The organism is Celeribacter sp. PS-C1 (genome assembly GCF_019429625.1).
Classification (GTDB): Bacteria; Pseudomonadota; Alphaproteobacteria; order Rhodobacterales; family Rhodobacteraceae; genus Celeribacter.
In genome coordinates, this window is the sequence record NZ_JAHXRW010000004.1 from 354,401 (window position 1) to 368,383 (window position 13,983).

Here is a 13,983-nt window from a genome sequence, read left to right on the forward strand (position 1 = left end):
GGATCGCTCTCGTGTTTGATCCGCTGGACAAAAGGCGGCGCCGCTCCTAGCGTCACCCCTATGAATTGGTTTTCCCGCCTCCCCGCGCACTCGCGCGGCGTCATCTATTTGCTAATCTCCGTCACGGCTTTTGCTGTGATGGATATGACCGCCAAACTTTTGGGGGAGCGCGTGAGCCTGTCCCAAGTGCTTTGGGCGCGCTATGCCGGGCAGCTCCTGGTGTTGGTTCTGATCTTCGCACCGCGCTTGAGTCGCGCGCTGCGCACAGACCACCCTTGGCTTCAAATGCTGCGCGCCATCATGCTCCTCGGCGCGACCGCGTTCTTCTTTGGCGCGCTTCAACATCTTGGGTTGGCTGAGGTGATCGCGATCGCCGAATTGCAGCCGATGCTGATCACCTTGGGGGCAGCACTGTTTCTGAAAGAAAAAGTCGGCCCGCGCCGGGGCTTGGGCGTCGCCTTTGGTCTGCTCGGTGCCCTCATCATCATCCGCCCCGGCTCTGATGTGTTCACCCCAGCTTCCTTGATGCCCTTGGCCGCGGCGGCCTGCGTCGCGACCTATGCCCTCGCAACTCGGCACATCGGCCTCAAAGAAAGTCCGATCACCGGCCTGCTCTACTCCGCGCTCTTTTGCACTGCGTTGATGAGTATAATCGTGCCCTTCACCTGGGTGCGCCCGGACGCCATCTCAGTGGGGCTGATGCTGGCCATCGGTTGTCTCGGCACTCTCGCGCAATTGACCTTGATCCGCGCCTATTCCGTCACCGAGGCCTCCGCCATCGCCCCCGTTTCACACCTCGGCCTCCTCGTCGCCGTCGCTCTGGGCTATGTCGTCTTCGACAGTTTGCCGGATCTCTGGACCGTTCTGGGTGGCCTTGTGATCGTGGCCGCCGCGCTCTATGTCTGGCACCGAGAACGCAAGACCGGCACAGCTGTCACCGTGCCCGAAGAGATGGGTCAGCCATGAAAATCAAACGCGGAGAGATCGAGGGGACGCTGGGGCAGTACCTGGGCAATCTCGCGACGCGTGGACTTTTGGCACTGGCACTGTCGCTGCCGTACAGCGCGCGAGTGCGGTTTATGGGCTGGTTCATGGCGCGGGTCTTTGCCCCTTTGGCCGGCTATACGTCCCGCGTGCGCGAAAACCTGCACCACGTCCTGCCCGATCTGCCCGAAGAGGAGGTCAAACGCCTGACGCGGGCAGTACCGGACAACGCGGGCCGCACATTGATCGAGATTTACTCCGGCCCGGAATTCATCGCCAAGATGAAAGACATCCGCTTTGATGGCCCCGGCGCCGAGATTCTGCGTGACGCACGGGACAATCGCCGCCCTGTCATCTTGCACACCGGGCATTTCGGCAATTACGACGTGCCGCGCGCCGCCCTCATTGCCCACGGCTATGATGTCGGCTCGCTTTACAATCCGATGAAGAACAAATTCTTCAACGCGCATTATGTCAAAGCGATCGGCACCATCGGCCAGCCCCTTTTTCCGCGCGGTCGTAAGGGGTACGCGCAGCTTTTGAAACATCTGAAATCCGGCGGGATGATCGGGTTTCTCTCTGACGTCTATGTCCATCAGGGCGCGATGCTGACGTTTTTCGGAAAACCGGCCCGCACCGCGCTTTCAGCGGCAGAGCTCGCGTTGAAATATGACGCGCTGCTTGTGCCGATCTATGGCGTGCGCGAAGCGGATGGGCTGAATTTCCGGGTTCAGGTCGAGACGCCGATCCCACATGGCGCACCGGAAGAGATGGCGCAGGCCCTGAACGATAGTCTAGAGGCCATCACGCGGAAGCATATGGAACAATGGTTCTGGATTCACCGCCGCTGGAAGCCGGAGCGTCTTGCGAAAGCCATGGCGAAAAAGGCCGCGCAAGATCGCATGTCTTAAAGCATCAAGTTACAGCAGCAAATCCGCGACGACACCGACGGTCACAGCGCCGATTGGCTCGCCCGTAGACGGATCGACAATGGTGGCCGAGACCTGCGCCTGAGAGATGCCGATTGAGGCATCGAATTCGATTTCGCCGATCTCCATACCGTCTTTTCCCGCGCCAAAAGAATTCTTGAACTTGGCCTCATCTCCCTGCCAATAATCCGAGGGCGCGGCTGCGGCAGCCACGTTCAAGCCCTGCGCATCCATAACGAAAATTTCCGCGATCACGCCCCCTGCACGGGCGATTTTGTGCAACAAACGCTCGGCCGAAGGCCCCTTCACCACCGCATCGACCAATGGGCGTTCCTTTTCGCCGACCTGAGCCCGCCACTGCAGATCGAGGTCGAGAATTTCCGCTTCTGTCAGATCTTTTGTGCGCTCGTTCTGCGCACGAATAGCACCAAGCAGCGTTGGTTCCTGCACCAAACCGGCGATCTCCTCGTCGAAATACGCCTGAAGCACCTGAGAGATATCATCTCGGCTCAGCAGCCCTGCCTCTGGCTCAGCAGCCCTCATGGGCAGACTAGTCACGACAAGCGCAACCAACGACGCAAAAATTGCCCGAAACAGGATCCAAACAGAGTGAAAGGGGAGTGGGGGCATAAGGCGCACAACAGTCTCCAGTCAGGTTGCAACGCGCAACATCGGGACCTTGTTAGCGGCGAAGCCTTTACGTTGGATTAAACCCGGTCACCAAATCGCACGACTTCACTGCGAGGCGATTTGACCGATGGGAGCCTCGGCGCGCACTGCGGCCAAGATAGGACCAGGGCCGTTGGGGCTTGTCGCCTGAAGCAGCACGGCGGCGCTGTCGGGGCCATCGAGATCAAGCGACACGGCCAGAGGCTCCTGCCCATTCCAATCGACGAGCGGGCGCCATTCGGTGACAATATTGGTGTAATCCACCTCGCGCCCGGCGTTTTCACCACGGGTGATGGACACGCGTTCATGCGGATCAAAGCGCACGATTTGCAGACGCATGTTGGCGGGCAAACCGCCCATCGGCATCGCCGTAATCATCAAAGTCTGACCCGATTGCGACACGGAAAGGTTCACGGGCGCGGCGGGTTGGGCCTTATGGCGCATGATCAGATCGGCCAGATGCATCGGCTTGGCGCCCACCAGATGATCGGCGCCCTGCACAATAAGTTGTGGCGTGTAGATCGTGCGTTTGCCAGCGGCATGGGCATAGGCTTTTTGACGCTTAGTAAATTCCGGTTTCGCAAACTCATCGCGCCAGCCGATGTAGTCCCAGTAATCGACATGCAAGGACAGCGGCAAAACCCCCTCGCGTGTCGCAAGCTCGGCCATCATTGCATCAGCGGGCGGACAAGAGGAACAGCCCTGCGAGGTGAAGAGTTCCACCACGACGAGCGGCTGGTTCGCCTCTCTTTGAGCGTCTTGAGCGACCCCGGGCACCGCGAACGGCAAGGCAACAGCAAGCGCCAAAACTCCGCTCCGCAGGGCGCGAGAGGGGAGAATGGATGTCATAGCTGCAAAAATCTGTCGCATGTCGGCTCCGTCGGTTGCCCAACAGGTGTAAGCCGATTGCGCGTTTCAGGCCAATCAAGGATTTGCGAGATGCTGTTACAGGGCGTTGAACGTGCCGTGAGGGTCACAGCCGGAAGACCAATGCAAAAGGGCGACACATAATGTGCCGCCCTTCTTCAAACTTTATCTCTGACGGATCAGAAATGTGCGGATTTCGCCGTGCTCGGCACCTGAAGCGGCGGGGCGAATTTGGTCAGGTCGATGCCTTCCACCGCGTGCTTGTACTCGTCGAGCGTCGGCGTGCGGCCGAGGATCGCGGAGAGCACCACAACAGGGGTGGAGGCCAAGAGGCTTTCGCCTTTCTTGTTCTCGCTGTCTTCCACAACACGGCCTTGGAACAGGCGGGTCGAGGTCGCCAGAACGGTGTCACCTTTGGCGGCTTTCTCCTGGTTGCCCATGCAGAGGTTACAGCCCGGACGTTCGAGGTAGAGCGTGTTCTCATACTCGGTGCGCGCGTTGGCCTTCGGGAAGAGATCGTCAAACTCGAAACCGGAGTACTTCTGAAGCACTTCCCAGTCGCCCTCTTCCTTCAACTCGTCGATGATGTTGTAGGTCGGCGCGGCCACCACGAGCGGCGCTTTGAATTCGACCTTGCCCGTCTCTTTCTCGAGGTTTTTGAGCATCTGAGCGACGATTTTCATGTCGCCCTTATGCACCATGCAGGAGCCAACAAAGCCCAGATCCACCTTCTTCTCGGCGCCGTAGTAGGAAACCGGGCGGATGGTGTCGTGGGTGTAGCGCTTGGACACGTCGGCGTTGTTCACGTCCGGGTCGGCGATCATCGGCTCGTCGATCAGATCGAGATCAACAACAACCTCCGCGAAGTATTTCGCACCTTGGTCCGGGGTCAGCGCCGGTTTCGCGCCGGAGGAGATCTCCGCGATGCGCTTGTCGGCTTTGTCGATCAGGCCCTGAAGCGTTTTCGCCTCATTGTCCATGCCCTTGTCGATCATCACCTGAATACGGGATTTCGCCAGTTCCAGCGAGCCGATCAAGGTGTCGTCATTGGAGATACAGATGGAAGCTTTCGCCTTCATTTCCGCGGTCCAGTCGGTGAAGGTGAACGCTTGGTCCGCCAGAAGCGTGCCGATGTGCACTTCGATCACGCGGCCTTGGAAGACGTTGTCTCCGCATTGCTTGAGCATCTGCGCTTGGGTGGCATGCACCACGTCGCGGAAGTCCATGTAATCCTTCATTTCGCCTTTGAAGGTCACTTTAACGGACTCGGGGATCGGCATGGTCGCCTCACCGGTCGCCAGCGCCAGAGCCACGGTGCCGGAGTCGGCGCCGAAGGCCACGCCTTTGGACATGCGGGTGTGGCTATCGCCGCCCACGATGATGTCCCAGTCATCCACAGTGATGTCGTTCAGCACCTTGTGGATCACGTCGGTCATGGCGTGGTAGTGGTTTTCCGGGTCACGCGCGGTGATCAGGCCGAATTTGTTCATGAAGGACATGAGTTTGGGGATGTTGGCCTGCGCCTTTTTGTCCCAAACAGACGCCGTGTGACAGCCGGACTGATAGGCACCGTCCACGGAGGGTGAAATCACGGTGGCGGCCATGGCTTCGAGTTCCTGCGAAGTCATGAGACCCGTGGTGTCCTGCGAGCCAACGATGTTGACCTTCACACGCACATCGGAACCGGCCAGAAGCGGCTCTTTCGCCAGAACGCCGACGGCGTTGCGGTTGAAGATTTTCTCAACAGCGGTGAGGCCTTGGCCCTCTTTGGTGATCTCTTTCGACGGCGCAAAGACCAGCGGCGCCTCGACACCGAGGGTTTCAGCGGCGATGGTCTGGAGTTTCTTACCGAAGACAACGGCATAAGAGCCACCGGCTTTCATGAACTCGACCTTTTGCGGCGTGAAGGCGGAGGACACATCAGCCAGCTCGGTGCCGTCAGCGTCATAGAGTTTCTTCTCTTTGGTGTTGATGGTCAGCACCTTGCCCGTCTCGACAGAGTATTTCTGCTCGAGGATCGGGTCGCCATTCTCGTCAAGCACCGGCTTGCCATCGGCATCGACTTTCTTGACCCAGTTCTTGAGGTCGAGACCGATGCCGCCGGTCACGCCAACGGTGGTGAGGAAGATCGGCGAGATGCCGTTGGTGCCTGCCACGACCGGCGCGATGTTCACAAACGGCACATAGGGAGAGGCTTGCTTGCCGGTCCAAAGCGCCACGTTGTTCACGCCGGACATCCGCGACGAGCCCACGCCCATGGTGCCTTTTTCCGCGATCAGCATGACGCGGGCATCGGGGTTGGCTTTTTGCAGCTCTTGAATCTCGGCCTGTGCTTCGGGCGTGATCATGCATTTGCCGTGCAGTTCACGGTCAGAGCGCGAGTGCGCCTGATTGCCCGGGGACAGAAGGTCGGTGGAAATGTCGCCTTCAGCGGCGATATAGGTGACGACTTTGATCTCTTCTTCGACGTCCGGCAGCTTGGTGAAGAACTCAGCCTTCGCGTAGCTTTCGAGAATGTCTTTGGCGACCGCATTGCCGGCCTCATAGGCGGCTTTCAAACGATCGGTGTCGGCCTCATAGAGGAAGACCTGAGTTTTGAGCACCTCTGCGGCTTTCGCGGCCAGTGCGGCATCGTCGCCCAGCGCGATGTCGAGCAGAACCTCAACAGACGGCCCGCCCTTCATGTGGGACAGAAGCTCAAAGGCGAAATCCGGGGTGATCTCGGCCACGGTGACTTCGCCCAAAACGATCTTCTTCAGGAACGCGGCTTTCACGCCAGCGGCGGAGGTCGTGCCCGGCAGGGTGTTGTAGATGAAGAAGTTCAGCGCGTCTTTGCGGTGCTCGCTGCCCTCGTCTTCGATCAGGGAAATCAGCTCAGCAACCAGCGCGCCATCGTCGATGGGCTTCGGGTGCAAGCCTTCGGTTTTGCGCGTTTCGATTTCGGTTAGGTAGTCGGTGTACAAGCTCATGACGGTCCCTGCGATTTGAGATGCGAGTTGGTGACAGAAAGCTCAAAAGCCGGGCCACAAATCTTTGCTTCACCCGACTCTCGAATTATTTGTATGCAAAAGTATACGAAGTGCGCGGCGGATGCAAGATATGCCAGCGCCCGCAGTTAAAATCTCTTCTACCCCCCTGCCCTCTGCCCTGTCCACCGAAACACATCCCCATTGCCCGCCCGGTCATGGACATGACGCAAGAATGCGCTAAGACTCATGAGAGCCACGTCAGGCGCAACAGATCGTTGCACCGCGCAGTTTTAGTAAGAGCCGGAGGCATTCCATGACAGTTGTTGTCGGTCAAGACACCGCAAAAACCCGCCGCACGTTAGAGGTAAACGGTAAAACGCTCGCCTATTATTCCATCCCCGCCGCAGAAGAGGCCGGCTTCGGCACCTTCTCTAAACTCCCTGCCGCGCTCAAGGTGGTGCTGGAGAACATGCTGCGGTTCGAGGATGGCGGCTTTTCCGTCTCCACTGATGACATCAAGGCCTTTGGCGCATGGGCCGAGAATGGTGGTCAGAACCCGCGCGAGATCGCCTATCGCCCCGCCCGCGTGTTGATGCAGGATTTCACCGGCGTTCCCGCCGTGGTCGACCTCGCCGCAATGCGTGACGGTATCAAGGCCCTGGGCGGCGATGCCAAGAAAATCAACCCGCTGGTGCCGGTCGATCTCGTGATCGACCACTCCGTGATGATCGACGAATTCGGCAACCCGCGTGCCTTCCAGATGAACGTCGATCGTGAATATGAGCGCAACATGGAGCGCTACCAGTTCCTGAAATGGGGCCAGACCGCATTTGAGAACTTCCGCGTCGTACCGCCGGGCACCGGGATTTGTCACCAGGTGAACCTCGAATACCTCGCGCAGACCGTCTGGACCGACACGGACCCGGACGGCGTGGAAGTCGCCTACCCCGACACGCTCGTGGGCACCGATAGCCACACCACAATGGTCAATGGCGCCGCCGTTCTGGGCTGGGGCGTTGGCGGGATCGAGGCCGAAGCCGCCATGCTCGGCCAGCCGATCTCCATGCTGATCCCTGAGGTCGTGGGCTTCAAACTCACCGGCGAGATGATCGAGGGCACCACCGGCACCGATTTGGTGCTCAAAGTCGTCGAAATGCTGCGAGAACATGGCGTGGTTGGCAAATTCGTTGAATTCTACGGCGACGGTCTCGACAACTTGCCGCTGGCGCAACGGGCGACGATTGCCAACATGGCGCCGGAATATGGCGCGACCTGTGGTTTCTTCCCGATTGACGCCGAGACGCTGCGCTATCTCGAACAAACCGGCCGTGACAAAGACCGCATCGCGCTGGTCGAGGCCTATGCGAAAGAGAACGGCTTCTGGCGTGGCGCGGATTACGATCCGATCTATTCCTCCACGCTCGAACTGGACATGGGCACCATCGTGCCCGCTATCTCCGGCCCGAAGCGCCCGCAGGACTATGTCGCGCTGACGCAAGCCGCCTCGGCTTTCGAGAAAGTCGTCGCCGATTACCGCGGCATCGACGTCTCCGACGCCGCCAAAGACATGTTGGAGGAAGGCCCCGCGGCCACCAAAGCCGTCGACATCAACAAATCCAAGGCCGTCAAAGGTCAGGATTACGAGCTGCATGACGGCTCCGTCGTGATCGCCTCGATCACGTCCTGCACCAACACATCGAACCCCTATGTGATGATCGGCGCTGGCCTTGTGGCGCGCAAAGCGCGCGCTTTGGGCCTCAACCGCAAGCCTTGGGTGAAAACCTCGCTCGCCCCCGGCTCTCAGGTGGTGACCGAATATCTGGAGGCCGCTGGCCTGCAAGAGGACCTCGACGCCGTGGGCTTTAACCTTGTGGGCTATGGCTGTACGACCTGTATCGGCAACTCCGGCCCCATCGCGCCCGAGCTGTCCGAAGCCATCGCCGAGGGCGACCTGATCGCCACCTCCGTGCTCTCTGGCAACCGCAACTTCGAAGGCCGGATTTCGCCCGATGTGCGCGCCAACTACCTCGCCTCCCCGCCGCTGGTCGTCGCCTACGCGCTGGCCGGTGACATGAACATCGACCTGACGTCGGAGCCACTCGGCCAAGACAGAGATGGCAATGACGTCTTCCTGAAAGACATCTGGCCGTCGAACGCCGAGATCGCGGAACTCGTTGAGAAAACCGTGACCCGCGCAGCGTTTCAGGCGAAATATGCCGATGTTTTCAAGGGCGACGAGAAATGGCAAGGCGTTGAGGTTTCGGGTGGCGAAACCTACGACTGGCCGCCGGAATCGACCTACATCCAGAACCCGCCCTATTTCCAAGGCATGGGGGCCGAGAAAGGATCGATCCAGAACATCGAAGGCGCGAAAGTCATGCTCATTCTGGGCGATATGGTCACCACCGACCACATCTCGCCGGCTGGCTCGTTCAAGGAAAGCACCCCTGCCGGCAAATACCTCACAGAGCGCGGCGTGCCGGTGCGCGAGTTCAACTCCTACGGGTCGCGTCGCGGCAACCACGAGGTGATGATGCGCGGCACGTTTGCCAACATCCGCATCAAGAACGAGATGCTGGACAGCGTCGAAGGCGGCTACACCAAAGGCCCGGACGGCGCACAGACCTCAGTATTCGAAGCCTCGATGGCCTATCAGAAAGCGGGCACGCCTTTGGTGGTCTTCGGCGGCGAACAATACGGCGCAGGGTCCTCGCGCGACTGGGCCGCGAAAGGCACCGCGCTATTGGGCGTCAAAGCCGTGATCGCGGAGAGCTTTGAGCGTATCCACCGCTCCAACCTAGTCGGTATGGGCGTTGTTCCGTTCGAATTCACCGGCGGCGACACCCGCAAAACCCTGGGCCTCACGGGCGATGAGACCGTCACCATCATGGGCCTCGACACGGTGAAACCGCTTGAGACGCTCGATTGCGCGATCACCTACGCGGACGGCACGACCAAGACCATCAAGGTCAAATGCCGCATCGATACCGCGCCGGAGATCGAATACATCGAAAACGGCGGCGTGTTGCACTACGTGCTGCGCAACCTCGCGAAATCGTAAGCAAAACGCCAATCTGTTATGCGAAAGCCCCGTGGACACACGGGGCTTTTGTTTTGAGTATTTTCGGCAGCAAAGGAAACGGGTTAGGTTCTCCCAAAAGGAGAACGGAATGCGGATTGGAACGGTTCTGGCGGGCGGGCTGATGCTCTGGGCGCAGGGGGCTTTTGCGGAGTATGAAACCTGTATCAGTTTGAACGCCAATCGGCAGCCGGTCGAGACAGTGGAGGCCTGCACCGCCGCACTTGAGACCGAGCTTTCGGACTATCAACTGGCCGAGGCGCTGGCCGCGCGCGGGGTGGAGTGGCGGCAACTGGGGGAAAACGGCAAATCTCTCCGAGACTTGCGCCGCGCGAAACATCTGGAACCCTCGCACAACACCCAGCGGATGCTGGCCTGGACCTGGCATGAACTGGGTTATGACAAGACGGCGGAATGGCTTTACACGCGGGTGCTCAAAGAGGCCCCGACAATGCAGGGCTATCTGTCGCGCTGCGTCGTGCGCCAAGAGCTTCGCAAGGATGAGTTGGCCGTGGAGGACTGTGGCGCGGCGATGGATCTCGACAGTGAAAACGAGGATGTCACCTATTTTTACGCGCGCGCTTTGAACATCGTGGAGCGCCCGCAAGACGCGCTGGAGGTGGCGGAGCGGGGCCTGGAATTTCACTCCAAGACCAGTGCGCGTCTCCATGTGCAAAAAGCGATTGCGCTGGCTGGACTGCGCCGTATCGACGACGCGATTGCCACAGCCAAGGCGGCGAAAAAACGCTTTCCCGAAGATGACAGCCTCGCCAAGTTTCTGGCGCTCTCGCAGGAGTGGTGATCAATCCGCGAGGCGGATCGGGCGCGCGTCTAAAGCGGCGGCTTGATCCGGGGTCAACGCCTCCGGCAACACGACCTGCGTGTGGATCGTAAACACCACAGCACGGGTTTCCGGCAAACGCACAAGGCTTTGGCGCTCCACCCGGATGTACTTCGACGTGTTCGTGCCGTGACGGTACTCGCCCTCGGAGCGCGGATCGCAAAGATGCGCATCGGATCGCGAGGCCGTCCCTCGCATCAGCCCCCTGCCCACCTGCACGCCATTCATCATCCTTTGCACCCGCGTGGCGAGATCGGGGGTGTAGGCCTCGATCGGTTGATGAATACGCAGCATCGGCTTCATGAATTTCTCGGGCAACCGCCAGCCGGAGGGAAAACAGAGCACCCCGCCCGTCAGCACGCTCTCTTCCGTTGCGCCGCTTGGGTCGGGTTGCATCAGGCAGATATCGCATTGCAAAAGCCGCCCCAAGCTGTGCATCGGCTGGTCGCGATCAAGCGGTACAGTTACACCATCGGGGCGCGTGATCTCCGTCTCAGATATGGTAAACCCGAGCCCTGGCAAGAGACCCAGAAGCATGTCAAGCAATTCCAAAGCCGCCGGTCGCGCGCTTTCATCCAACGCGATGACCTCCTCCGGTGTCGTGGCAATCAAATGATCGCGCAAGGCCATCTGCGCATCATAAGCCGTGTCCACCTCAAGCCAGTCATGCAGCTCAAAGGGGATCACCCCAGGCAACCGCGCGGTGCGCGGATCGGCCCAGGGGGCAAAGCTCAGTTTTGTCTGTAGAATCGGCTCCATGACGGCATGCTGCACTGGATTTCCCGGCACCGGAAGGGACCAGATCCGCGCAACCTTGAGACCAGCATCCTAGCCTTTGAAGACCGTCTCAATCGGCGGCGCGGTGAGCACGAATTGATCCTCGGAGCCGACATAATTGTCGCCATGCAGCCGCGCGATGGGCTGATAGACCTCGGGGTTCACATAGCGCCCCTCGGCATCGAGGCAGTCGCGGCGCACATGCATCTGCACCACCTCGCCAATCACCAGCACCCGGTTCGGCCAGTCCAAAAGACGCTCGGTCTTGCATTCAAACACACAGGACGCGCCGGTGATGCGCGGCGCGGAAATCATCGTGCAGGCCTCCGTCTCAACGCCCGCCAACGCCAATTCATCCACCCCTGTCGGCACCGCAAGACCGCCGATCAACATGGCCTCGGAGAGCGCCTTGTCGACCATATGAATGGCAAACTCGCCGGTGCGGCGGATGTTGGCGGCGGTGTCTTTTTCCTGCTCCGGCTTGGAGGCGATGCCCAACACCAAAAGCGGCGGCTCAGACGACATCACGTTGAAAAAGCTCATCGGCGCGGCGTTCGAACTGCCGTCCGGGTTCACCGTGGTCACCAAGGCGATGGGGCGTGGCCCCACGAAATTGGTGAGCAAGCGATAGCGATCGCGGGCGGGAAGCGTGGTGAAATCGAACTGCATCTGATGTCTCTCTGGCGTGGATCCGGCCAGAGAGACCACAGGACGTCCGGAAAGTCCATCAGGCGGGGACAAGCCCCATCTCTTGTGCGGCTTTCGCGTCATAGGTGGCGGCTTCTGCCATCACAGGCTCCGCCCCGCACCTCGCCACCCAGTCGCGGATCACCGCCACATCAGGTGTCGCCTCCGGGAACCACAAAAACGGCGACGCGATCAACAGATCGGCGGCGCTGAACTGATCGCTCAACAGGAAATCTCGCCCTTCAAGCCCCGCGACGAGATAGGCCACCGCCTCCGGCATGCCCCGGAAGGTGGCCGTCAGAGCCGGGTGCGACAGCCCGGCGATCTGATGCACATAGGCGGGCTCCAAGACATTGCCGTACCAAAACAGCCAGGTCAGATAGGCGCCCCGCCCCGCCTCCCCGACGTTGGGCGCAAAATCAGATGCGAAACGGTCGGTCAGGTAGAGCATGATCGCATTGCTTTCGCGGATCGTCTCGCCATCGTCCGTGATCAGGAACGGCACTTTGCCCTCGGGATGCGGGTTGTGCGGATCGCGCCCACCAGACCCGTCCTGACGCGGAATATCGGTCAGGCGAATGTCGACCTCCGACATCGCGTCGAGCGCCATCAAAAGCGTGACGATCCGCGAGCTGCGCGACTTGGGGGCATGATAAAGGGTGAGCATGGTCTGTCCTTTCAGAGCTTTGCAATTCAGGCGGACCATGGCAGTCTTCTGCTGACAGAAACCGTCAGCAGGGCTTTGGCACTTTCGCGTGAAAAAGGAGACCCTATGGCCAAATCGGATCGCCTGTTTCGCCTGATGCATCTCATGCGCAGCCTGCGCCCGCCGGTAACGGCCACTCTTTTGGCGCAGGAACTCGGCGTCTCTCAACGCACACTCTATCGCGACATTGAGGCGTTGCGCTGTGCCGGTGCGCGGATCGAGGGAGAGGCGGGATTTGGCTACACCCTGACCGAGGATTTCGCCCTGCCGCCGCAAAGCCTGTCACAGTTGGAAATCGAGGCTCTGGTCTTAGGTCTGTCCGAGGTGCGTCTGCGCGGAGATCCGGCGCTGTCACAGGCCGCAAGCGATGCGCTGAGTAAGATCACCGCTAGTTTACCAGAGACAAAACGCACACATATCGAACATTCTGTGGGGCTCGTGCACCGGTATCAGCCACAAAAACAGTACGAAGCCGACCTTTCGCTCATTCGCCAAGCCTGTTGGGAGGAACGCGCCCTGCACCTGCGTTACCGCGACCGGGAGGGGCGAGAGAGCACGCGCATGATCTGGCCGCTGGCCATAGTCTATCTCGATCAGGAGCTGATGCTGCTCGCCCATTGTCGTTTGCGCGGAGCATTTCGGCAATTTCTCGTCGGCTCAATCCTGTCTCTGTCATTGGGCGAAGAGGCGTTCCGCCCGCGCCGCGTGCCGATGCTGCGCGACTATATGTCAGAGTTGCGCACCCGCTATAAGATATCGCCCGCCTGCGAGGACGGGCGTCGGATCATGGCGGAAGAAGGCCTTACAACACAGATTTGACCGCTTCGGGCGGACGTCCCAAAGCGACGCCCTTCGCGCTTTCCACCACGGGCCTTTCCATCAGCCTAGGATGGGCTGCAATAGCATCCAAAATGACCTCAGGGTCGGATGTTGCCGTCACCCCAAGCGCCTTCGCTTCCTCCTCTTTCGCCCGCAAAAACGCGCTTGCAGGCAGGCCGGAGCGCGCCACGAATTCGGCCAGTTTTTCACGCGACACCGGTGTCTCGAGGTAGAGCACGACCTCGGGCGTGATCCCTTCCGCCTCGATCAGTTTCAGCGTCTCGCGCGACTTCGAGCAACGAGGATTATGGTAGATTGTTGCCATCTCAGAACCTCTTTGTTTCCTACAACCTGCGCCCTCGGCGGAGCGCGGACAACAAGAACAAAGGAGAAACGCATTGTTTCCGCTTCAAGCTGCCCTGACGTCAGTTTTGATTAACGATTACGCCCGAGGTCTGTTATCATGAAACGCATGATGAACCATATCCCATTGCCACAAAGCCCACTCCCCCTGACTGAGCTCCTGCTTCTGGTGCCGTTCTTCGCCTTCATGATCCTTGCGGGCTGAACGCTCGTAATCTGTCAGGCGGTCGCGAGCACTTGAACAGAGCTCACCATCTCCTTGCGCAGTCTCCCTGTTGTCAGTCTCCCTGTTG

Annotated in this window: 12 protein-coding genes; 5 read left to right on the top strand and 7 right to left on the bottom strand. The window is 59.9% G+C overall.

The window, feature by feature from the left end; all coding sequences use genetic code 11:
- The first annotated feature begins 60 nt into the window (after nt 1-60).
- The gene (locus J5Y17_RS08520) at nt 61-966 is read left to right on the top strand and encodes a DMT family transporter (protein ID WP_219784800.1); all 906 of its coding nucleotides are present in this window, start codon (nt 61-63) and stop codon (nt 964-966) included.
- Nucleotides 963-1,895: a lysophospholipid acyltransferase family protein gene (locus J5Y17_RS08525; protein ID WP_219784801.1), complete on the top strand. Its 933-nt coding sequence runs from the start codon at nt 963-965 to the stop codon at nt 1,893-1,895. Before J5Y17_RS08520 ends, J5Y17_RS08525 begins: the two co-directional genes overlap by 4 nt.
- A gap of 9 nt (nt 1,896-1,904) precedes the next feature.
- Here the strand turns inward: J5Y17_RS08525 and J5Y17_RS08530 are convergent, their stop codons facing one another.
- The 3 genes from J5Y17_RS08530 to J5Y17_RS08540 form a co-directional block, all read right to left on the bottom strand.
- On the bottom strand, nt 1,905-2,471 hold the full coding sequence (locus J5Y17_RS08530) for a hypothetical protein (protein WP_219784802.1): 567 nt from the start codon (nt 2,469-2,471) through the stop codon (nt 1,905-1,907).
- Nucleotides 2,472-2,648: 177 nt separating this feature from the next.
- Nucleotides 2,649-3,452, bottom strand: a complete 804-nt coding sequence (locus J5Y17_RS08535) for a thioredoxin family protein (RefSeq protein ID WP_219784803.1) — start codon at nt 3,450-3,452, stop codon at nt 2,649-2,651.
- 176 nt (nt 3,453-3,628) lie between these two features.
- Nucleotides 3,629-6,418: a bifunctional aconitate hydratase 2/2-methylisocitrate dehydratase gene (locus J5Y17_RS08540; RefSeq protein ID WP_219784804.1), complete on the bottom strand. Its 2,790-nt coding sequence runs from the start codon at nt 6,416-6,418 to the stop codon at nt 3,629-3,631.
- 313 nt (nt 6,419-6,731) lie between these two features.
- On the opposite strand from J5Y17_RS08540, the gene acnA reads away from it, so the two are divergent.
- Complete coding sequence (gene acnA / locus J5Y17_RS08545; protein WP_219784805.1) at nt 6,732-9,479, top strand: aconitate hydratase AcnA; 2,748 nt, start codon at nt 6,732-6,734, stop codon at nt 9,477-9,479.
- A 109-nt stretch (nt 9,480-9,588) separates the two neighbouring features.
- Nucleotides 9,589-10,299, top strand: a complete 711-nt coding sequence (locus tag J5Y17_RS08550) for a tetratricopeptide repeat protein (protein WP_219784806.1) — start codon at nt 9,589-9,591, stop codon at nt 10,297-10,299.
- Here the strand turns inward: J5Y17_RS08550 and J5Y17_RS08555 are convergent, their stop codons facing one another.
- From J5Y17_RS08555 to J5Y17_RS08565, 3 genes are all read right to left on the bottom strand, one after another.
- Nucleotides 10,300-11,097 (bottom strand): heme-dependent oxidative N-demethylase subunit alpha family protein, encoded by a 798-nt coding sequence (locus tag J5Y17_RS08555; RefSeq protein WP_219784807.1) that lies wholly within the window; start codon nt 11,095-11,097, stop codon nt 10,300-10,302.
- Nucleotides 11,098-11,166: 69 nt separating this feature from the next.
- Nucleotides 11,167-11,784 carry a flavin reductase family protein gene (locus J5Y17_RS08560; protein WP_219784808.1) on the bottom strand — a complete coding sequence of 206 codons (618 nt, stop codon included), beginning with the start codon at nt 11,782-11,784 and terminating at the stop codon, nt 11,167-11,169.
- A 58-nt stretch (nt 11,785-11,842) separates the two neighbouring features.
- Nucleotides 11,843-12,469, bottom strand: coding sequence for a glutathione S-transferase family protein (locus J5Y17_RS08565; protein WP_219784809.1), 627 nt, complete (start codon nt 12,467-12,469; stop codon nt 11,843-11,845).
- A 105-nt stretch (nt 12,470-12,574) separates the two neighbouring features.
- Here J5Y17_RS08565 and J5Y17_RS08570 point away from each other — a divergent pair, with 105 nt between their 5' ends.
- Entirely contained in the window at nt 12,575-13,327 is a 753-nt protein-coding gene (locus J5Y17_RS08570; RefSeq protein ID WP_219784810.1) for a YafY family protein, read from the top strand.
- On the opposite strand, the gene arsC is transcribed toward J5Y17_RS08570, so the two are convergent.
- The gene (arsC, locus tag J5Y17_RS08575) at nt 13,311-13,652 is read right to left on the bottom strand and encodes an arsenate reductase (glutaredoxin) (protein ID WP_219784811.1); all 342 of its coding nucleotides are present in this window, start codon (nt 13,650-13,652) and stop codon (nt 13,311-13,313) included. The genes J5Y17_RS08570 and arsC overlap by 17 nt on opposite strands.
- Nucleotides 13,653-13,983 lie beyond the last annotated feature (331 nt).